This window comes from Zobellia uliginosa (assembly GCF_900156625.1).
Taxonomy (GTDB): Bacteria; Bacteroidota; Bacteroidia; order Flavobacteriales; family Flavobacteriaceae; genus Zobellia; species Zobellia uliginosa.
The window spans coordinates 841,858-860,746 of record NZ_FTOB01000002.1; the positions used below are offsets into that span (position 1 = coordinate 841,858).

Sequence of the window (18,889 nt, forward strand, 5' to 3'; positions counted from 1 at the left end):
GATAAAAAAAGGAAGGTTGTTGCGCCGATATAATGTGTAAATGGTACTTAAGTGACCAACTTAAATCTTTTTCAACTAAACATGGCTTTTAGTATTGGTTAAGGTAGACTTATTCTAATGATAAGCCAGTAAAGAAAAGGGGCTAATCTATTTACATAAGAATAGATAAGGGAGGAAGAGATTATTAAGTAACCTGATAAGTACAAGGAGTTTACCAATTTAACCTTGACTAACGCCCCAGTTGATAATAATTATCTATAACAATAACCTAAAACTTCATTGGATAAAAATATTGGTATTCCAATTCAAAGAATTAAGACTATAAGAGGAATTTCACAAATTACTCTACACCTAACTCTAAAACATAAAAATGATTTCAAATAAACGGACAAAATATTTAGTAGTTTTCATAGCACTATGTTGTAGCCACACCTTTTCTCAAGAAACGACATATGTTGATATTCCTTTAACTGATTTTAGAGCTTTTAATCAACCAGATCAAAATTGGGTGATAACATCGGACTTTGATAGCGATTTTACGAAACCATGGAATTTGAAAAGAATAAAGCCAGGCAGTGGGGTTGCTCTAAATAACTACAGTGAAAAAACACATGGACACTTGGTTACCAATAAAGAGTTCGGAGACTTGGATTTAGAATTTGATTTCATGATGGATAAGGGTTCTAATTCAGGAATATACCTCCAAGGCAGGTATGAGATACAACTGTTTGATAGTTGGTTAAAATCAAATTCGACTTATGCTGATTGTGGCGGTATTTATCAGCGGTGGAACGAAGAGGGGGGTATGAAGGGATATGAGGGAGTCTCTCCTTTGGTCAATGCTTCATATGCTCCAGGACTTTGGCAGCATCTGCGCATTATTTTCAAGGCTCCGAAATTTGATGATAAGGGTAATAAAGTTGCGAATGCCCGTTTTAACGAGGTTTATCTTAATGGAGTATTGATACATAATCAGGTGGAGGTCTCAGGACCCACAAGGGCAAGTCTTTTTCACGATGAAAAATCTTTAGGTCCGCTTATGTTCCAGGGCGATCATGGTAAAGTTGCTTTACGCAATATCAGATATCGATCTATTCAAAAGAATGTCGGTAAAGGAAAAAATAGTAAGTCGGGTATAAATATAATAAAGCCAATCAAGAGACCATATTTGCTAAGAAGCTTCATCATGTTTAAGGGAGAAAAGTTGAATAAAGTCATTTCTTTGGGACACCCCAGTGGATTGAGTTATGCCTATAACTTAGAGAAGGGAGCATTGTTAAAAGTATGGAGGGGAAACTTTATGGATGTCACGGATATGTGGCATCATAGAGGGCAGGCGCAATTAGCAAAACCATTAGGTAATACCATATCGCTTTCAAATTCGCCCGCAATAGCTTTATTATCGGATTTTCATGAGCCATGGCCAGATTCTATCGCGCCCAGTATGGTTCATCAAGGTTATGCATTAGATAAAAATGGAGTTCCGAAATTCACTTTTAATATATGTGGTGTTAATTTGACGGATTACATTGTTCCTTTGGATGACGGAATGGGCTTTGAACGAACCTTGACTCTAAATGGCGAGATAGACACCAATCTTTATTCCAGAATAATATCGGCAGAGTCAATTGTGCAGATATCCAAAGAAGTTTACCGTGTTGATGGAAACTATTATGTTATGATAGACAAAAAATTTCAATCCAAAAAGAGAGAAACCAAAACGGGCCAGGAACTGTTAGTAAATATTGGTAAAGTGTCTTCGGAAATTACCTATTCTATTATTTATTAGTACTCGAACCCTGTAAGAAAATGTTTATCTACATAATTTATTATCGATGAAAACGAAATTATTAAATAGAATTATATCCATATTTACTTTAGTACTCAACATTTGTTACACGAGTAATGCACAAGATGAGAAGGATAGTGGAAAAAATCTTCCTAAAGAAGAGGACTACTATGAAATCCAGACCATTCAAATACCCGAGAGTATAGAATTGGGTGTTGGGGGTATGACCTTTACCCCAAATGGCAAACTAGCTGTTTCTACACGTCGCGGGGAGGTGTGGATGATATCCAATCCTTATCAGTTGGGAGGTACACCGCCCAACTTCAAGCTTTTTGCGCATGGGTTACATGAGCCTTTGGGGCTAGCGTATAAAAACGGTTTTTTTTACGTGTCTCAACGTCCTGAACTTACTAGATTAAAAGACGTTGATGGTGATGGTATGGCAGATGAATACAAGACGGTCTATCCATTTGATATTATGGGCAATTATCATGAATATGCTTACGGACCACGGTTTGACGCAGAGGGGAACATGATAGTTACGCTCAACTTGGCTTGGGGCTCTGGACGTATGGAAAGTTTGTCTAAGTGGCACGGTTGGATGTTAAAAATCACGGAAGGAGGTGAAATGAAACCTTTTGCTACAGGAATGCGCTCTCCCGCAGCTTTTGGCTTGAACGCAGAGGGAGATGCGTTTTATGCTGAAAATCAAGGCGGTTGGATTGGGTCTGGTTATATAACCGTTGTTGAGGAAGGTGATTTTATCAGTCACCCGGCTGGACTTCGATGGTCTGATGAGGTTAAATCTCCTGTTAAACTTAAACCCTCAGATATTCCAGACTCAGGGAAGCCTCAATTTGAGATTGCTAAGGGCACGCCTGGTATGAAAGCCCCTTCTGTTTGGATACCGCATGCTTTCATGGGAGTTTCAACCTCGGATATTGTCTTAGATACGACCGGTGAGATAGGACCTTTTAAAAATCAGCTTTTCGTGGGGGATCAAGGACAAAGTTTAATAAATCGGGTATACCTCGAAAAAATTAGGGGGGTCTATCAAGGTGCAGTTTTTCCTTTCCGCTCTGGTTTTTCTTCAGGGGTATTTCGTCTTGCTTGGGGCTCTGAAGGCGATCTTTTTATAGGTATGACCTCAAGGGGGTGGGGGTCTGTAGGCAATGAAAAATTTGGTCTTCAAAAATTAAGCTGGAATGGGAAAATGCCATTTGAAATTAAGGCTATACGTGCTAAGTCGGATGGATTTGAATTAGAGTTTACTCAGCCGGTTGATGAAATTACGGCTAGGAATCCAGAATCTTATGTACTGAGAACTTTTACATATAAGTATCATAGTATTTATGGTAGTCCAATGATTAATGAAGCAGTTCCTGATCTAAAGGCAATTGATGTGTCAGAAGACAAAATGCATGTACGCTTAGTTTTTGATCAAATTAGAGAAGGGTACATACATGAAATTGAGGCAAAGGGCATAAAGTCTTTGTTAGATAAGTATCCGCTTCTACATAAAACTGCGTATTATACCTTAAATAGGATACCGTCCGGTGATTTTCTGATTTTATCCGAAAAAAACAAGTTGCTAACAAAAGCGACAGTTACTAAAACAATGGAGGAGGGCAAAAAAAAGAATATAGCGAAAGGCCAAGCAAATAAAACCTTGCCTAAAACTGTAAGCTTTGAAGAGGTCCAGGCTTTATTGAGAAAACATGCCTGTGTTGCATGTCACAAAACTGATGAAAAAGCTGTAGGTCCTTCGTTTATAGATATATCCAGTCGGAAGTATTCTACCGAAAGAATAATGGAATTAATCTATAAGCCTGAACCTGAAAATTGGCCTGAATACGCAACACCAATGCCACGTATGCGAAATGTGCCGACAGATAGTGCTGAGAAAATTGCTCAATGGATTAATACGTTGAAAAAATAAGAATTAAAAAACTGAAAAATTGTTTTTATATCATAATAATGGTTACTTACCAATATCAAAAGTTGAGTTAGCTTGATTTGAAAAATATTAAGGGATTCAATGTTTAGATATGAGGTTATAATTTTCTGACTTGTTAGTTTAGTTATTGTAAACTATTGATTCCTGAGGTGTTATGTTTTAATAGTCATTGTTTTGATACAATGGAATAAGTATTTTAATTCCTCACCCGTTATTTTAGAACAGGTAACATTCTATTTCATAAAAAACTATAATATTATTGACACAATTTTAATACTGTTATCTACTTTGTTTTTCATGTGATTAGCTATTCCCCTAAATACGTCAAAGGTATTTATGGTGGTAATTTAACTTTTCTCAACAGATTCATAATATTTTAAAAGATATGCGGAGAAGTCAATTAATAATTTAATATGAGAAAAATTGGCATTTTAATTTTTAGTTTATTGTGTTTATTCGGTTGCAATAATCAAAAGAAAGAAAGCAACCCGAGAAAAGTAACCGTTGATCAGCGTCCCAACATACTTTGGATAGTGGCCGAAGATTTGAGTCCGGTATTGCCATCGTTTGGAGACTCCACAGTGGTTACACCCAATATTAGCCGTTTGACTGCAGAGGGGGTTAGGTATACAAATGTATTTTCTCCATCTGGTGTCTGTGCGCCTAGTAGGGCCGCAATTGCAACGGGTATGTACCAGAACCATATAGGGGCCCAACACATGAGAACTAGGGGAAATAGAAAATTCTTACCAGAGGTAATTCAACCTTATGGTGCAATGCCTCCTGCTGATGTAAAGATGCACAGTGAACATTTAAGGCTTGAAGGTTATTACTGTTCCAATAACAGTAAAGAGGATTATCAATTTATGCCACCTGTCACAGCATGGGACGAAAGCAGTAAAAAAGCCCATTGGAGAAATCGCGGGCCAAACCAACCCTTTTTTTCTATTTTCAATCTTAATGTTACACATGAATCCCAAATATGGGCGAGGGCTAAAGATTCACTTTGGGTTGCCGATGATTTAGATGTACCTGTTCCTCCCTATTTGCCGAACACTGAGGTTGGACGTAATGATATTAGAAGAATGTATTCCAATGTTAAGGAAATGGACCATCAAGTAGGTGAGATACTGACCCAGTTGGAAGAGGACGGCTTATTGGAAAATACGATTATATTCTGGTATGCCGACCATGGCGGACCCTTACCACGGCAAAAACGCCTTTTGTATGATTCGGGAATGAAGTTACCGTTAGTAATACGATATCCAGGTAAGAAGAATGCGGGTACAATAGATGACCGTTTGATAAGTTTTGTTGATTTTAAGCCCACTTTATTGTCTTTGGCGGGAATCCAACCGCCTAAGAATCTTGACGGTAGAGCCTTTGCTGGAGAATTCGAATCTGAGGAAAGGAGAGAATATGTATATGGTGCAGCGGACCGGTTTGATAAACAATACGATATGATTCGGGCAGTTCGTGACAATCGCTATAAATATTTAAAAAATTTCCGTACAGAACAGGGCTATTATTTGCCTGTAGCATTTCGGGAGCAGATGCCCATTATGCAAGAATTACTTCGAATGCGTGATAATGGGGAGCTTAATGAAGATCAGGCTCAATGGTTTCGAGACAAAAAGGAACCTGAAGAGTTATTCGATACTTATAACGACCCTTACGAACTGAACAATTTGGCCGGAGACCCCCAATATGAAAAGAAATTAAAAGAGTTAAGATACGAATGTAAACGTTGGATGCAATCAATAGGGGATAAAGGCTTAATGCCCGAAAAAGAATATGTAGCGTCGATTTGGCCCTCAGGAACCCAACCCAAAACGGAGAATCCCCTAATTGAAAAGAGAAATAACAGGATAGCTATTAGTTGTAAAACTGATGGGGCATCTATCGGGTATCAAATTTTAAAGGAGAATGAAGAAATCGGGAATGTGTGGCAGGTTTATAAAGAGCCTTTTTCTTTACAAGGGAATGAACGTGCCATAACCTTGGCCCATAGAATAGGATACCTTCAAAGTAATCAGGTTTGGATTGATGGGAAATAAATAAAAGAAGTAATTCTACTATGAAATAACATTTTCTATTAGGAGAATTAGTTTAGCCCCTTTTCTTTGCGTTATTATCGGCTTTGTAGGAAAGCTTTTCCGTGCTTTAATCAATAATCCATTACCCTAAAACATAATCCAGCCCCCAATTTAGAAATAACCCCCTAGGGCAGGGGCCATTTTGTAGCGATATAATTTCGGGCCGCCAGGGGTGGAATTAAAAAAAAACAAAGACATTTTGTAGGGGAGTGGCTTTCTAAAGTACAGAAACACAAGGCATAAAAAAAACGGCTTGTGTATCTACACAAACCGTCTATTTTGCAGGTTTTGAACCTTGTAGCGAGAGAGGGACTTGAACCCTCGGCCTCCGGGTTATGAATCCGACGCTCTAACCAGCTGAGCTACCTCGCCGCGTTGTTGTTTGAAAGCGGCTGCAAATATAAAGTTTATTTTTGTTCTTCAACAATTCTTTGCTAAAAAATTATTCTATGCGTTTTATTTTTTTATCATAAGGAAATCTATATATTGCCCAAAGAAAACACTAAAGAATGGACGATAAAATAAAATTTGAACTAGAATTTGTAGTACAATCCTCGCCGCAGTTGCTATACCAGTATTTGTCAACTCCATCAGGGCTTTCCGAATGGTTTGCCGATAACGTGAACTCCAGAGGTGAAATGTTCAGTTTTATATGGGATGGCTCGGAAGAAGAAGCTAAATTATTGAAACGTAAAAGTGACGAGTTTGTTCGGTTCACATGGGTCGATAACGACGATGATTCATATTTTGAAATGAAGATCATAGTAGACGAAATCACCAAAGACGTATCCCTTTTTATAACCGATTTTGCCGAAGAGGATGAAATTGACGAAGCTAAGATGCTTTGGCGTAACCAGGTAAGTGACCTCAAACAGGTTTTGGGCTCTGTATAACCTTAAATTATTAATATCACCTTATATTTGGTCCCGATAATTATCGGGACTTTTTTTATGGTAAACTACAACGGAGACCTTTTAGGAAAAAACACGAATTTTTTAAACCACGACAATCGCGGACTACGTTATGGCGATGCCCTTTTTGAAACCATGAGAATGGTCGGTGGAAAGTTGTTCTTTTGGGAAGACCATTACCTTAGGCTTATGGCCTCTATGCGTATCCTGCGTATGGAAATTCCCATGCGTTTTACCATGGAATTTTTGGAGGAGGAAATCAAAAAGACCATTGCGGCCAACGAGCGGATAGGTGAACAGCTCCGGGTGCGATTGTCCGTACATCGAAACGATGGGGGCCTCTACACCCCCTTAACGAACGATATTTCATATATCATAGAGGTGGCGCCGCTTAAAGAGGCTTTTTATGTGGTAGACGAAAGTCCGTATGAAGTCGAGCTTTTCAAGGATTTCTACGTGAACCGCGATATGCTATCGACCCTAAAGACCAATAATAAGATCATAAATGTGGTGGGCAGTATTTTTGCCGAAGAAAATGGCTATCAAAACTGTCTTTTGCTCAATAACGACAAACAGATCGTAGAGGCATTGAATGCCAATATTTTTTTGGTGAAGGATGGAAAGGTCAAGACCCCACCCTTGGAAGATGGATGCCTGAACGGGATCGTGCGTAAAAAAATGATCGAGATACTCTCCAAACTCGAAAATTTCGATTTTGAGGAAGCATCGATATCGCCCTTTGAACTGCAAAAGGCCGATGAGTTGTTTATAACCAATAGCGTAGTGGGCATACGACCCATTACAAAGTACCGTAAAAAGGAATTCGGGAACAAGGTGGCCAAGGAGCTGCTGGGCAAACTAAATGCCGTAGCGAGGCTCGCATAGGGGCAGGGAGGCCTTTAGTTCAGGCTAGGGTTTTCAGGGGAGTTGGACCATAGGAGGTAATTACCGCCCAGTTCTACCATTTTTTCTTTCCAAAAGGCATCTGCCGATTTATGGATAAGGGCGCTTTCATAATCGTTTTCGACCACGACCCATGATCTTGACGAGAGTTCTTGGTCGAGTTGTAGGGAAGACCAACCCGAGTAGCCCAAAAAGAAACGGATGTCTTCTTCCGAAATCACCTTTTTGTTGATCAGTTGGATCGTATTCTCGAAGTCACCGCCCCAATAGATGCCATCGGAGATTTCTATGCTGTTGGTAATGAGTTCGGGTACCTTGTGGATAAAATATAGGTTGTCTTGTTCTACCGGCCCTCCGTTATAGACCTGAAAAGGGACCTCAATTTCGGTAATAAGGTCGCTGATGCTATACTCCAAAGGTTTGTTCAAGATAAATCCAACGGAACCTTCCTCGTTGTGTTCGGCCAAAAGAACAACCGAACGGTTAAAGGAAACGTCACCGGTCAAGGTCGGTTCGGCGATTAGAAGTTTGCCCTTAGTTGGTTTAAGTTCTACCATGGTTTTGTAAACTATTATTATCTAAAATAAGACATTTCTTATAAAAACCAAACAAGGGGAAATAAAAAAAGCGTCTCACAATGTGGACGCCTTTCTATATTGTGGTCTAAAACGACTACTAGTTTACTGAATTTGCCAAATCAGAACCTGCTTTGAACTTAACAACGTTCTTAGCTGCAATTTTGATGGTTTTTCCAGTCGATGGGTTTCTTCCTTCTCTTGCATTTCTCTTAGATACAGACCAAGATCCAAAACCAACCAAAGAAACTCGGTTACCTTTTTTTAAAGAACCCTCAACGTTTCCTAAGAAAGACTCTAATGCTTTTTTGGCTGCGGCTTTAGTGATGCCGGCATCTGCTGCCATTGCATCGATTAATTCTGTTTTGTTCATAATTTAAATAATTAATTGTTGTTAAACGAATTTTAATGTTGAACAAATTTATATGGATTTGTGTCGAACGCAAGTAAAAAGGGATGAAATCCATGTTTTTGTTAATAACTATGGGTGTTTGTTGATAAAGTAGGGCTTTTTTTACGCTTCTCGCAGCCCAATGGTGGTGGGGGTTTAGGCCATTTGGGCATTTTTTTCGATTTTTAGCCCATTTAAAACATCCTTGGTTTTCATTTTCCGCTTGCCCGGAAGCTGTATTTCTAGGAGCTTGATAAACCCGTTTTCGACCGCCACTTTCATTTCCTTCTTGTCAAATACGATGTCGCCCACCCTCAAATCGTGGTGCGTTTTTTCCTTCGCCGCTTCGTAGATTTTTACGAAAATCTCTTCTTCCCCGTTTTTTAAATGGGTCCATGCGGCAGGGTAGGGACTAAGTCCACGAATATGATCGTAAATGGCATCCATGGGTTTTTGCCAATCGATTTGGCAGGTTTCCTTATGAATTTTAAAAGCTTCCTTTAATTTTTTGTTCTGGGGCTGTGCCACCGTACTTACCTTGTCTTCTGAAATAAGATCTAAGGTTTTTATCACCAGGTCGGCGCCCATGACCATCAACTTGTCGTGTAGTTCGCCCGCCGTGGTATCTTCTTCGATTTCCGTTTTCTCCTGTAGTATGATTTCCCCGGTATCGATCTTATCGTCTATAAAGAAGGTAGTGACCCCGGTTTCCCTTTCCCCGTTTATAATGGCCCAGTTGATGGGGGCGGCACCGCGATAATCGGGCAATAGCGATGCGTGCAGGTTAAAGGTGCCGTATTCGGGCATGGCCCAAACCGCCTTTGGCAACATTCGAAATGCCACGACCACCTGTATGTTGGCGTTCAGGGACTTTAACTCGGCCAAAAACTCTTCGTTCTTCAGGTTGGTGGGCTGTAAGACTTTGAGCCCTTTTTCAAGGGCGTATTGTTTTACATGCGATTGCTGTAGGCTTCGGCCCCGGCCGGCGGGTCGGTCGGGTGCGGTAATGACCCCTACCACCTTATGGCCGTTTTCGACCAATTTTGCCAAAATGGTTGTGGCGAACTCTGGGGTTCCCATAAAGACTATGCGTAAATCTTTCATTCGTATATCGTATTTATTGTATCATTATATAAGAGTAGGTCTGGCCACATCAGGCCAATTGGTACTCGTTCTTGGTGTTTATTTGAATCTTTCCGTTCTCGAGCATGGCCCGTAAAACATGTAATACTTCTTTTTGTTCGTGCGATGTATGGGCGATCAATGCCCTTGAGCTATGCGGCCCTTTTTGCAATAAGGCCTCGATGTTTTTCTGAATACGTCCGTAATCGGGTCGGTCGGATCGGGCTTTGGACAAACAGACATCGCAAACACCGCAGTCTTGGGTGTCTTCCTCCCCGAAATAGCCCAGAATCTGTCGGCTCCTACATACCTTGTTATTCTTTATATAGTCTAGCATCTGAAATACCTTCTCGGTTTTGATGCGGTTTTGCTCTTGAACCTTTTTGGCAAAGACATTGATGACCAGATCGTCTTCACGGGGAACAAGAAAGGTGATCTCTAGATCGCTATGCTGCGATTCGTAGGTGATGACCTCGTCTTTCTTCATCTGTTCCAACACTTCGAGTACGCGCTTTTCTGAACTATTGGTCTTTTTCGCCAATAAAACGGTATTGATCTTTGTTTCAAAATCAAAAATACCCCCATAGGTCCTTAAGATGGTCTGGATGACATCGGCCGAGGCCTTGTGGGTATCGATATAGTCGAATATGGCTTCTTTGCTCGAAATGAACTGTACCGTGGTTTTCTTTGAAAACGCCTCGGAAAGCGCAATGACCGAATTCCGGTCCAATATACGCAGGGCATTGTAGGCCAAAAACGAATTCAGTCCATAGGTGCTCACAAATTGGTTGAAATTGAACTGTAGGGTTTCATTGCAGCCCTCGCCGTATCCTATTTGAAAGTAATTGTTGAGCTTGTTGTATATTTTCTTTAAGAAGGCCGTATCGGGAAGTACGCTCAAAAACTGGTTCTTGAGTTGTTCCTCGTCATTGGCGTTGGTAATAAGCACGGCTTGTGCGGCCTGGCCATCACGGCCGGCCCGTCCTGCTTCCTGGTAATAGTTTTCAAGGCAGTCGGGAATCTGGTAATGTACCACCAAGGAAACATCGGGCTTGTCTACGCCCATACCAAAGGCATTGGTGGCGACCATAATCTGAACCTTGTTGTTCAACCAGAGCTCTAAGCGCTGGGTTTTCTCCTTTTTGGTTATGCCCCCGTGAAAAAAGGTGGCACTACAACCTTTGGAGTTCAGCAATTGGGAAAGTTCTACGGTGCCCCGGCGTGTGCCTACATAGATGATCACGCTCTTGCGGGCCTGTGAACACAGTGCTACCAGACGGTGGCGTTTGTCTTCTTCCCAAAGCACCTTGAAGGCAATGTTGTTTCGTGCAAAGGAATCCCTAACGATAATTGGGGCGGTCAAATGCAGGCTCTCTACGATATCGTCGGCCACTCTGTGGGTAGCGGTAGCCGTCAGGGCCACCACGGGGGTCTGGGGCAACAGTTTGCGGATCTCGGCACACTCTAGGTAGGCGGGCCTGAAATCATGGCCCCATTGTGAAATACAGTGGGCCTCGTCAATGGCTACCAGGTTCACGTTCATCTGGCGGATTTTCTCCTGGACCAATTCCTGTTGCAGGCGCTCGGGCGATAGGTATACGAATTTATAGCCGCCGTAGAGGCAATTGTCCAATAGGTCCAAGAGTTCGTTAAAAGGGATGCCTCCCGTAAGGGCAATGGCCTTGATACCCCTTTTTCTCAAGTTTTCCACTTGGTCCTGTATCAGGGCAATAAGGGGCGAAACCACAATACAGAGTCCTTCTTGCGCCATGGCCGGCACTTGAAAACAAATCGATTTTCCGCCGCCCGTAGGCAGCAAGGCCAATACGTCGCGCCGGTCTAAAATGGCGTCGATAATCTGTTTTTGGGACCCTCTAAAACTATCAAAGCCCCAATATTGCCGTAAAATGGATATCGGGTCTTCGTGCATTAGTATAGGTTTAGCTGTTTTAAGATAAATTCGGTACGTTCCTCTATGCTTCCTTTGGGCACAAGGGTAATAGGGTAGCCTACCTTTTCATAGGTAGACTTGAGATATTCATAAACGCGTTCGGCCTCTTCAAAAGACTCAAAACGCTCGTTGTCGACTACGTGGATTTCCTTCCATGGCGGCATCAAAAGTATTTTGTCGTAGCGATAGATGTGGCACGGCCGTTCGAAGGCTTCGTCATATTCCTGTCCGAAACAATTCATATAGGCGTGTACGTCGGGTATGCCACGGTCAAAAAAGACGACTTCGCCCGTGCTGTTCTCCACGCTGGTATACTGTTTTATCCGCCCCTCCAAAAGCTGCTGGTTGAATTTTTTCGGGTCTTTGACCGAAACAATGGGGTTTACCGAAAAATCGGTACTGCCCGCTTCGTTCTTTTCAGAGAGGGTCATACTTCGTATAAGCTCGTGTACACAAGGAAAGCCTTTGCTTTCCAAATGTTCTATGACCGATGTTTTGCCCGTGCTCGGGCCGCCTGTAATGACTACTTTTTTAAGCTCCAATAGTTAAATCTTATTCTAGCAAAAGTAATCATTCCCGAATGATTTTAAAATTGGGCCCGAACCGTTACCTTTGTATAAAATCGTAATATGGAAAATGAGAATCCAGAAGCGTTCTATAAACGCTTGCGTGAGCAATTAGGGGAGAGTACCACTTGGCCTTCCAATTATCTCTATAAATTTATTGTACAGAGCGATGCATCCAAGGTAGACCAGATCCATAGGATATTCGACAATACCGGTGCCGTAATCGAATCGAAGCGTTCCAAGAACGGAAAGTATACCAGCCTGTCGATTACCGTAAACATGAAAAACCCTGACGATGTAATAGCAAAATACAAAGAAGTGGGCAAGGTTAAGGGGGTTATCAGCCTATAAATAGTATTTGAGCCATAATTTTCTTAATTTGCAGTCGTTATAAGAACACTTCCTTATTTTTTAAGCAAAACTTTTCAATTTGAATTTAGTAGAAAACCTAGAATATAATACGGAACGGTCAAAATTGATCATTCCAGAATACGGACGTCATTTTCAAAAAATGGTGGATCACGCCATTTCCATAGAAGATGACGAAGAAAGAAACAAAGTGGCCCAGGCGATTATTAGCGTGATGGGGAATATTCAGCCACACCTAAGGGACGTGCCCGATTTCCAACATAAATTATGGGACCAGTTATTCATTATGTCCGATTTTAAATTGGATGTAAAGTCACCCTTTCCTATTACCAGTAAAGAGGTCTTGAGACAGCGTCCAGAGCCTTTGGAATATCCTCAGAATTTCCCAAAATACCGTTTCTACGGAAACAACATCAAACGTATGATCGATGTGGCCGTTAAATGGGAAAAAGGAGATATGCGCGATGGATTGGAATACGCCATCGCCAACCACATGAAAAAATGTTAACTGAACTGGAATAAAGACACGGTAGACGATAAGGCTATTTTCAAGCACCTTCTTGAACTTAGTGACGGTCAAATAGATTTGACGGGAGAGAGTCTTACCGATAGTGGTCAGTTCTTGAAGAACAGGGTAGCGAAAACCCCAAGGAACAACAACTCGGGAAAGAAAAATAACCAACGCAACAATAACAATCGCGGTAAAAAGCGATATTAATACTCCTCAATCTTACATGGGTACCTTTAAAATTGAAGGCGGTCACCAACTCTCTGGTGAGATCACGCCACAAGGCGCTAAAAACGAAGCCTTACAAATACTATGTGCCGTATTGCTTACCAACGACACGGTTACGATCCACAACATTCCTAATATAGTAGATGTCAATAAACTGATCGCATTGCTTGAAGATTTGGGCGTAAAAATCCAAAAGAAGGCAAAGGGCTCGTACAGCTTTAAGGCTGACGACATCAATTTAGATTACCTACAGTCGGACCAGTTTAAGGAAGATGGTCGCGGACTTCGTGGGTCCATTATGTTGGTCGGACCTTTATTGGCCCGTTTTGGAAAGGGATACATTCCTAAGCCCGGCGGTGATAAAATCGGTAGGCGACGTTTGGATACCCATTTTGAAGGGTTTATAAAATTAGGGGCCAAGTTCAGATATAACAAGGAAGAATACTTTTATGGGGTAGAGGCCAAAAAATTAAAGGGGACATACATGTTGCTCGACGAGGCGTCGGTAACGGGTACGGCCAACATTTTGATGGCTGCCGTCTTGGCCGAAGGAAAAACAACCATTTACAACGCGGCCTGTGAGCCTTATTTGCAACAGCTTTGTAAAATGCTCAACCGTATGGGCGCCAAGATTTCCGGTGTAGGCTCGAACCTATTGGAAATTGAAGGGGTAGAGTCCTTAGGGGGAACCGATCATACTATGCTTCCCGATATGATCGAAATAGGAAGCTGGATCGGACTCGCCGCTATGACCAAAAGCGAATTGACGATTAAAAACGTAAGTTGGAAGGATCTAGGACAAATCCCCACCGTATTTAGAAAATTGGGCATTACCTTGGAAAAGAAGGGTGATGATGTCTTTATTCCCGCACATACCAATGGATACGAAATACAGAATTATATCGATGGCTCCATTTTGACCATAGCCGATGCGCCTTGGCCGGGACTCACCCCCGATTTATTGAGCATTATCTTGGTAGTGGCCACCCAGGCCAAAGGTGAAGTGCTGATCCATCAAAAAATGTTTGAAAGCCGTTTGTTCTTTGTAGACAAACTTATCGATATGGGGGCCAAGATCATTCTTTGCGATCCACACCGCGCCACGGTAATCGGCCACGATTTTAAATCGACCTTAAAGGCTACGACCATGGTGTCTCCCGATATTAGGGCAGGAGTTTCCTTGTTGATAGCCGCGCTATCCGCAAAGGGTACGTCTACTATTCACAATATAGAACAGATCGATCGTGGATATGAGGACATCGATACACGTCTACGTGCTATCGGCGCCAAGATTTCCCGTGTATAATTAGTGTGTTTTACCATGAAAAAAAGAGATTATTCCCAGATACCCTTAGTGGATAAGAAAGGTGAGAAGGCTAGGTTTGAAATGGATGTTGATGGGCATATCGCCTTTATGGAATACACGGTTTCAAAACAGGATATCGTCTATCTGACCCATACCGAAGTACCTTCGGAATTGGGGGGTCAGGGCGTAGGAAGTGCCCTGGTAGGGAAAGTGCTCGATTTTGTAAAGAAGGAAAAAAAACAAATGGCACCCTTGTGTCCCTTTGTTGTGGCATACCTCAAGAGGCATCCCGAAGCTGGGGAAGGTATTCTGGCTCCAGGGTACAACATCAAATAAAGGTTTGATCGTTTGAGAGAATAAAAAAGAGGCCATGTGGCCTCTTTTTGTGTTTTAGTGCTTTGCGGTATTGATCTCTATCCAATACTTGTCGGGATCTTGAATGTAAATCTGTCGTACACCGTCGGAACGCAGGGTTACCGCATTTTCCTTTCCGGGCCAGTCCCAATACGGCACCTTGTTCTTTTCCAAGTGGGCGATCATACCATCCAAATCTTGGGTAGAAAGGCACAAGTGCATCGATTTGTTCTTTTCGAAAGGGGCGAAATCTTTTTCTATAAGGTGAATCTGTGAATTTCCACTTACGATAAACCAGCGAAAACCGGGCTTTTTATCCGGGTGGGGAGTTTCTTTCAGTTTTAGGATGTTGGCATAAAAATCGGCGCTTACATCCGAATCTTCAACGACCAAGGCAAGATGGTCGATTTTAAAATCGAAAGTCTGTGCTTGAACGCTAAGGGTGGCGCCGATAACAAAAAAAAAGGCAAGGAATAGGTTTTTCATGGGTAAGGACTAAAGTATGGTTTATGGAAATGCTAGCCATTAGGGCAGCACCTTGATGTAACAGGGCCTAAGATACAAAAGCATTTTAAAGCGGAACCATAACCATAGGGTAGATGGTTGTAAGGAAGGATTTTAAGGTCCTATTTTTTAAGATTTGTCCTACTTTGTAGTGTTGTTGGTCGAGTTTATGGGGCATAGCTAGGCCTAAGGCAATAATTAAGAGCTCTTTTAGTTTAATATCGAACCTACTTTGCTTTTCCAAAAAAAACGAAAAGCCTAACGATATAACTTTTGTCCCATGAAAAATCTTAACCGATTGTTTTCCGCATGTGTTATCCTGCTACTTTTTTCTAGTTGTGCATCGACCAATAAACTTACGATGGGGGCTACGGAACCTGCCCGAATAACTTTGCCTTCCAATGCCGTTCGCATTGGGGTAATCAATAGGAGTATTCCCTCCGAAGAAAATAAGGTAGTCGATAAAATTGATAAGGTCTTATCGCTTGAAGGGCTTAACCTTGATAAGGAAGGTGCCGAATCTGCGGTAACGGGGCTTTTTGATGAGCTTACCCGTAACGAACGTTTTGAGAGTATTACCATTATTAATGATATCGATGTGCAGAGAAAAGGTTTAGGCGTTTTTCCCGCGGCCTTGAGCTGGCAAGATGTTCAGGAAATTTGTGAAGCCAATAATGTAGACGTGCTTTTTTCTTTGGAATTCTACGATACCGAGACCAAGGTGAATTATGAGGCGACTACGGTGACCATCCCCAATAACCTTGGAATAAAGGCCTCTTTGCCCGGACATAAAGTTACACTCAATACGGCCATTAAAAACGGGTGGAGGGTGTACGACCCACAGAGTAAGCTGATCTTGGATGAATATATCGCCAATGACCATGTTACTTCGGTCGGTTCAGGAGTCAACCCTATGAAAGCCGTTGAAGCGGTAATAGGGAGGAAGGAAGCCGTTATACAACGCAGTAGCCATATCGGTAATTCATACGGTTACGATGTGCGTCCGTTACGCAAAAGAATTTCAAGGGATTATTTCGTGAAAGGAACCGACAATTTTGTTGTGGCCAAAAGACGTGCCCAGACCGGAGATTGGGACGGAGCTGCCGTACTTTGGGAAAAGGAAGTAAGCAACCCCGATGCCAAGGTGGCGGGTAGGGCCTGTTATAATATGGCCATCATCAATGAAATCAACGGCGATCTTGAAAAAGCCATGGAATGGGCTTCAAAATCGTATACCGATTATAATAACTCAGAGGCCTTACGTTACGTAAACCTATTAAAATACCGTATGGCCGAGAAGCGTCAGTTAGAGCAACAACTTTCGCGCTAAGCGAAAGTTGGTCTAGCTTAAGGCTTCTTTGTAGGTGCTTAAACACCGTTCGCGGGCTTCCTTATGGTCGACCATTTTATCGGCATAATCCTTAGTGTTATGTTCGGGGACCCATTTGGAGATATAGCTATGGTCCTTGTCAAATTTATCGACCTGCGTCATTGGGTTGAAAATACGGAAGTAGGGTGCGGCATCCACACCACTACCGGAGGCCCACTGCCAATTGCCCACATTGCTGCTCATTTCGTAGTCCAATAACTTTTCGGCAAAATAGGCTTCGCCCCAGCGCCAGTCAATGAGTAAGTGCTTGCACAAAAAACTGGCCACCAACATACGTACGCGATTGTGCATATATCCGGTGGCGTTGAGTTCGCGCATTCCGGCATCGACCAGCTTAAAACCAGTTTCCCCCTTTTTCCATTTTTCAAACTCCGCTTCGTTGTTCCTCCACGATATACGGTCGTATTTCTTTTTAAAGGCTTCATGCACCGTTCTGGGATAATGCCATAGGATCTGCATAAAAAACTCACGCCAAATCAATTCGTCCCAAAAGACTTCATTGTTTTCGGCAATGGCCTTTTTCATCATTTTTCGTATCGAAACGGTACCGAAACGCAGATGTGGACCTAAACGGGAAGTGCCGTTTTCAATGGCCGGATAGTTCCGGGTATCCTCATACTCCGCTACCAGGGTTGGGGTAAGGGTGTAATCGGGCACCTTTATGGAAGAGGTCTCAAAGCCCGTGTCCGATAGGCTAAGATTGGGCAAGCGGGTATTTTGAACGAGATGGTCCCTATAGGTGTTGGTGTAATGGATCTTTAGGTGCTTATCGGCTTCAAAAAGCGATTTCCATTTGTTTTTATACGGGGTATAAACAATATAGGGGTCGCCATCGTTCTTTAGGATGTCGTCTTTTTCAAAAATGACCTGGTCCTTAAACGAATAAAAGCCGACCTCTTTTGAGGCTAAAAGCTCTTTTACGGCCTGATCCCGTTTTCGGGCATAGGGTTCGTAATCGTGATTCGTATACACGGCATCGATAGCATAGGTTTCAAGAAGGTTTTTAAAAACGGATTCTGCAGTACCGTAATATAGGGCAATGGAACTGTGGTTTTCATCTTGAAGGGTGTGGCGCATGGCCTGAAGGCGTTCAAAGATAAAGGTAACGCGGGCATCATTTTTGGGGAGATTTTCAAGGATTTCCTCGTCGAATATAAAAATGGGCATAACGGTATGCTCGCCTTTCAAGGCTTCGATAAAGCCCAAGTTATCGTCTAGGCGTAGATCCCTTCGAAACCAAAATATAGAAATTGTATCCGACATAAGTTTAGCTTAAATTTAAGGTTGACATTCCACCGTCCACTCCCATAACCTGGCCGGTGACCCACGTACTTTTTTCACTGAGTAAAAAGACGGCGGCACTGGCAATGTCCTTGACTTTTCCGATGCGCTTTAGCGGATGTCTATGCGACATGGCCTCTATTTTTTTATCGTTGCTCAACAGGCGCTTGGCCAATGGGGTATCTACCAAGGAAGGCGCAATTACATTGACCCGGATATCGGGTGCGTATTCTGCGGCCAATGAACGGGCAAAACCCTCAACGGCCCCTTTGGCGGCTGCGATGCTGGTGTGGTAGGGCATACCCGTACCCACGGCAACCGTGCTAAAAAGCACTATGGAACTGCCCGTGTCCATTAAAGGTAAAATAGTTTTTACCACTTTGAGCATATTGAAAAAATTGAGTTGCATGTCTGTTTCAAAATTATCTAGGGACATCATCTGAAAGGGTTTTAGGTTGATAGAGCCGGGACAGTATACAAAGCCGTGCAGTTGATCGGGAAGGGCAGTGGTGTCGATTGTATCGTTATGGCTATCGAAAGGGAGGTGTACCGCATCGGTAGTACCTAATTGTCCGTAACTTCGAGAAGCTGCGTATACGGAATATTCGTTCTGAAGTTGCTTTGCCAATTCTAGTCCGATACCGTATGAACCACCGATCAGGAGTATATTTTTTTTCATCTTGAGCTT

17 protein-coding genes, 1 tRNA gene and 1 pseudogene are annotated in these 18,889 nt (G+C 42.3%); 10 read left to right on the forward strand and 9 right to left on the reverse strand.

All coding sequences use genetic code 11. The features are described 5' to 3' along the window. Positions 1-370: 370 nt before the first annotated feature. The 3 genes from BW980_RS07960 (at position 371) to BW980_RS07970 (ending at position 5,803) form a co-directional block, all read left to right on the forward strand. Positions 371-1,789: a 3-keto-disaccharide hydrolase gene (locus tag BW980_RS07960; protein ID WP_076454457.1), complete on the forward strand. Its 1,419-nt coding sequence runs from the start codon at positions 371-373 to the stop codon at positions 1,787-1,789. Between the two features lie 46 nt (positions 1,790-1,835). Then, a complete protein-coding gene (locus tag BW980_RS07965; RefSeq protein WP_076454459.1) occupies positions 1,836-3,728 on the forward strand; it encodes a hypothetical protein in 1,893 nt (630 codons plus the stop codon). A gap of 431 nt (positions 3,729-4,159) precedes the next feature. After that, positions 4,160-5,803, forward strand: coding sequence for a sulfatase family protein (locus BW980_RS07970; RefSeq protein WP_076454460.1), 1,644 nt, complete (start codon positions 4,160-4,162; stop codon positions 5,801-5,803). 337 nt (positions 5,804-6,140) lie between these two features. Here BW980_RS07970 and BW980_RS07975 read toward each other — a convergent pair. Continuing rightward, positions 6,141-6,214 (reverse strand) — tRNA-Met (locus BW980_RS07975). Between the two features lie 137 nt (positions 6,215-6,351). Here BW980_RS07975 and BW980_RS07980 point away from each other — a divergent pair. Next, the gene (locus tag BW980_RS07980) at positions 6,352-6,735 is read left to right on the forward strand and encodes an START-like domain-containing protein (RefSeq protein ID WP_076454462.1); all 384 of its coding nucleotides are present in this window, start codon (positions 6,352-6,354) and stop codon (positions 6,733-6,735) included. A gap of 57 nt (positions 6,736-6,792) precedes the next feature. Next, positions 6,793-7,638: an aminotransferase class IV gene (locus BW980_RS07985; protein WP_076454464.1), complete on the forward strand. Its 846-nt coding sequence runs from the start codon at positions 6,793-6,795 to the stop codon at positions 7,636-7,638. A gap of 14 nt (positions 7,639-7,652) precedes the next feature. On the opposite strand, the gene BW980_RS07990 is transcribed toward BW980_RS07985, so the two are convergent. The 5 genes from BW980_RS07990 to BW980_RS08010 form a co-directional block, all read right to left on the reverse strand. Beyond that, positions 7,653-8,213, reverse strand: coding sequence for a YqgE/AlgH family protein (locus BW980_RS07990; protein ID WP_076454466.1), 561 nt, complete (start codon positions 8,211-8,213; stop codon positions 7,653-7,655). A 118-nt stretch (positions 8,214-8,331) separates the two neighbouring features. Then, complete coding sequence (locus BW980_RS07995) at positions 8,332-8,604, reverse strand: HU family DNA-binding protein (protein ID WP_013995288.1); 273 nt, start codon at positions 8,602-8,604, stop codon at positions 8,332-8,334. 174 nt (positions 8,605-8,778) lie between these two features. Next, on the reverse strand, positions 8,779-9,726 hold the full coding sequence (gene fmt / locus BW980_RS08000; protein WP_076454468.1) for a methionyl-tRNA formyltransferase: 948 nt from the start codon (positions 9,724-9,726) through the stop codon (positions 8,779-8,781). A 49-nt stretch (positions 9,727-9,775) separates the two neighbouring features. After that, positions 9,776-11,674, reverse strand: coding sequence for a RecQ family ATP-dependent DNA helicase (locus tag BW980_RS08005; RefSeq protein ID WP_076454470.1), 1,899 nt, complete (start codon positions 11,672-11,674; stop codon positions 9,776-9,778). After that, the gene (locus tag BW980_RS08010; protein WP_076454472.1) at positions 11,674-12,237 is read right to left on the reverse strand and encodes an AAA family ATPase; all 564 of its coding nucleotides are present in this window, start codon (positions 12,235-12,237) and stop codon (positions 11,674-11,676) included. The genes BW980_RS08005 and BW980_RS08010 overlap by 1 nt, the downstream gene beginning before the upstream one ends. Before the next feature lie 87 nt (positions 12,238-12,324). Between BW980_RS08010 and BW980_RS08015 the strand changes: the two genes are divergently transcribed. The 4 genes and pseudogenes from BW980_RS08015 (at position 12,325) to BW980_RS08030 (ending at position 15,008) form a co-directional block, all read left to right on the forward strand. Beyond that, the gene (locus BW980_RS08015) at positions 12,325-12,612 is read left to right on the forward strand and encodes a DUF493 family protein (RefSeq protein WP_076454474.1); all 288 of its coding nucleotides are present in this window, start codon (positions 12,325-12,327) and stop codon (positions 12,610-12,612) included. Positions 12,613-12,691: 79 nt separating this feature from the next. Next, positions 12,692-13,348: pseudogene (locus BW980_RS08020) on the forward strand (DUF4290 domain-containing protein). Between the two features lie 16 nt (positions 13,349-13,364). Then, positions 13,365-14,672 carry a UDP-N-acetylglucosamine 1-carboxyvinyltransferase gene (murA, locus tag BW980_RS08025; RefSeq protein ID WP_076454475.1) on the forward strand — a complete coding sequence of 436 codons (1,308 nt, stop codon included), beginning with the start codon at positions 13,365-13,367 and terminating at the stop codon, positions 14,670-14,672. 15 nt (positions 14,673-14,687) lie between these two features. Further along, positions 14,688-15,008 (forward strand): GNAT family N-acetyltransferase, encoded by a 321-nt coding sequence (locus BW980_RS08030; RefSeq protein WP_076454477.1) that lies wholly within the window; start codon positions 14,688-14,690, stop codon positions 15,006-15,008. A gap of 54 nt (positions 15,009-15,062) precedes the next feature. Here BW980_RS08030 and BW980_RS08035 read toward each other — a convergent pair whose 3' ends face one another. Then, positions 15,063-15,512, reverse strand: a complete 450-nt coding sequence (locus BW980_RS08035) for a VOC family protein (RefSeq protein ID WP_076454479.1) — start codon at positions 15,510-15,512, stop codon at positions 15,063-15,065. Between the two features lie 298 nt (positions 15,513-15,810). On the opposite strand from BW980_RS08035, the gene BW980_RS08040 reads away from it, so the two are divergent. Beyond that, on the forward strand, positions 15,811-16,860 hold the full coding sequence (locus BW980_RS08040; RefSeq protein WP_076454481.1) for a DUF6340 family protein: 1,050 nt from the start codon (positions 15,811-15,813) through the stop codon (positions 16,858-16,860). 12 nt (positions 16,861-16,872) lie between these two features. On the opposite strand, the gene BW980_RS08045 is transcribed toward BW980_RS08040, so the two are convergent. Further along, positions 16,873-18,183, reverse strand: coding sequence for a cryptochrome/photolyase family protein (locus tag BW980_RS08045; RefSeq protein ID WP_076454483.1), 1,311 nt, complete (start codon positions 18,181-18,183; stop codon positions 16,873-16,875). Between the two features lie 4 nt (positions 18,184-18,187). Further along, on the reverse strand, positions 18,188-18,880 hold the full coding sequence (locus BW980_RS08050; RefSeq protein WP_076454485.1) for an SDR family NAD(P)-dependent oxidoreductase: 693 nt from the start codon (positions 18,878-18,880) through the stop codon (positions 18,188-18,190). Positions 18,881-18,889 lie beyond the last annotated feature (9 nt).

Excerpts from the sequence above, each read along its gene's own strand:
- murA (WP_076454475.1), top strand. The coding sequence starts at position 13,365 with ATGGGTACCTTTAAAATTGAAGGCGGTCACCAACTCTCTGGTGAGATC.
- BW980_RS07995 (WP_013995288.1), bottom strand. The coding sequence starts at position 8,604 with ATGAACAAAACAGAATTAATCGATGCAATGGCAGCAGATGCCGGCATC.
- BW980_RS07990 (WP_076454466.1), bottom strand. The coding sequence starts at position 8,213 with ATGGTAGAACTTAAACCAACTAAGGGCAAACTTCTAATCGCCGAACCG.
- BW980_RS07970 (WP_076454460.1), top strand. The coding sequence starts at position 4,160 with ATGAGAAAAATTGGCATTTTAATTTTTAGTTTATTGTGTTTATTCGGT.
- BW980_RS07980 (WP_076454462.1), top strand. The coding sequence starts at position 6,352 with ATGGACGATAAAATAAAATTTGAACTAGAATTTGTAGTACAATCCTCG.
- BW980_RS08040 (WP_076454481.1), top strand. The coding sequence starts at position 15,811 with ATGAAAAATCTTAACCGATTGTTTTCCGCATGTGTTATCCTGCTACTT.
- BW980_RS08035 (WP_076454479.1), bottom strand. The coding sequence starts at position 15,512 with ATGAAAAACCTATTCCTTGCCTTTTTTTTTGTTATCGGCGCCACCCTT.
- BW980_RS08045 (WP_076454483.1), bottom strand. The coding sequence starts at position 18,183 with ATGTCGGATACAATTTCTATATTTTGGTTTCGAAGGGATCTACGCCTA.
- BW980_RS07985 (WP_076454464.1), top strand. The coding sequence starts at position 6,793 with ATGGTAAACTACAACGGAGACCTTTTAGGAAAAAACACGAATTTTTTA.
- fmt (WP_076454468.1), bottom strand. The coding sequence starts at position 9,726 with ATGAAAGATTTACGCATAGTCTTTATGGGAACCCCAGAGTTCGCCACA.
- BW980_RS08015 (WP_076454474.1), top strand. The coding sequence starts at position 12,325 with ATGGAAAATGAGAATCCAGAAGCGTTCTATAAACGCTTGCGTGAGCAA.
- BW980_RS07960 (WP_076454457.1), top strand. The coding sequence starts at position 371 with ATGATTTCAAATAAACGGACAAAATATTTAGTAGTTTTCATAGCACTA.
- BW980_RS08005 (WP_076454470.1), bottom strand. The coding sequence starts at position 11,674 with ATGCACGAAGACCCGATATCCATTTTACGGCAATATTGGGGCTTTGAT.
- BW980_RS07965 (WP_076454459.1), top strand. The coding sequence starts at position 1,836 with ATGAAAACGAAATTATTAAATAGAATTATATCCATATTTACTTTAGTA.
- BW980_RS08050 (WP_076454485.1), bottom strand. The coding sequence starts at position 18,880 with ATGAAAAAAAATATACTCCTGATCGGTGGTTCATACGGTATCGGACTA.
- BW980_RS08030 (WP_076454477.1), top strand. The coding sequence starts at position 14,688 with ATGAAAAAAAGAGATTATTCCCAGATACCCTTAGTGGATAAGAAAGGT.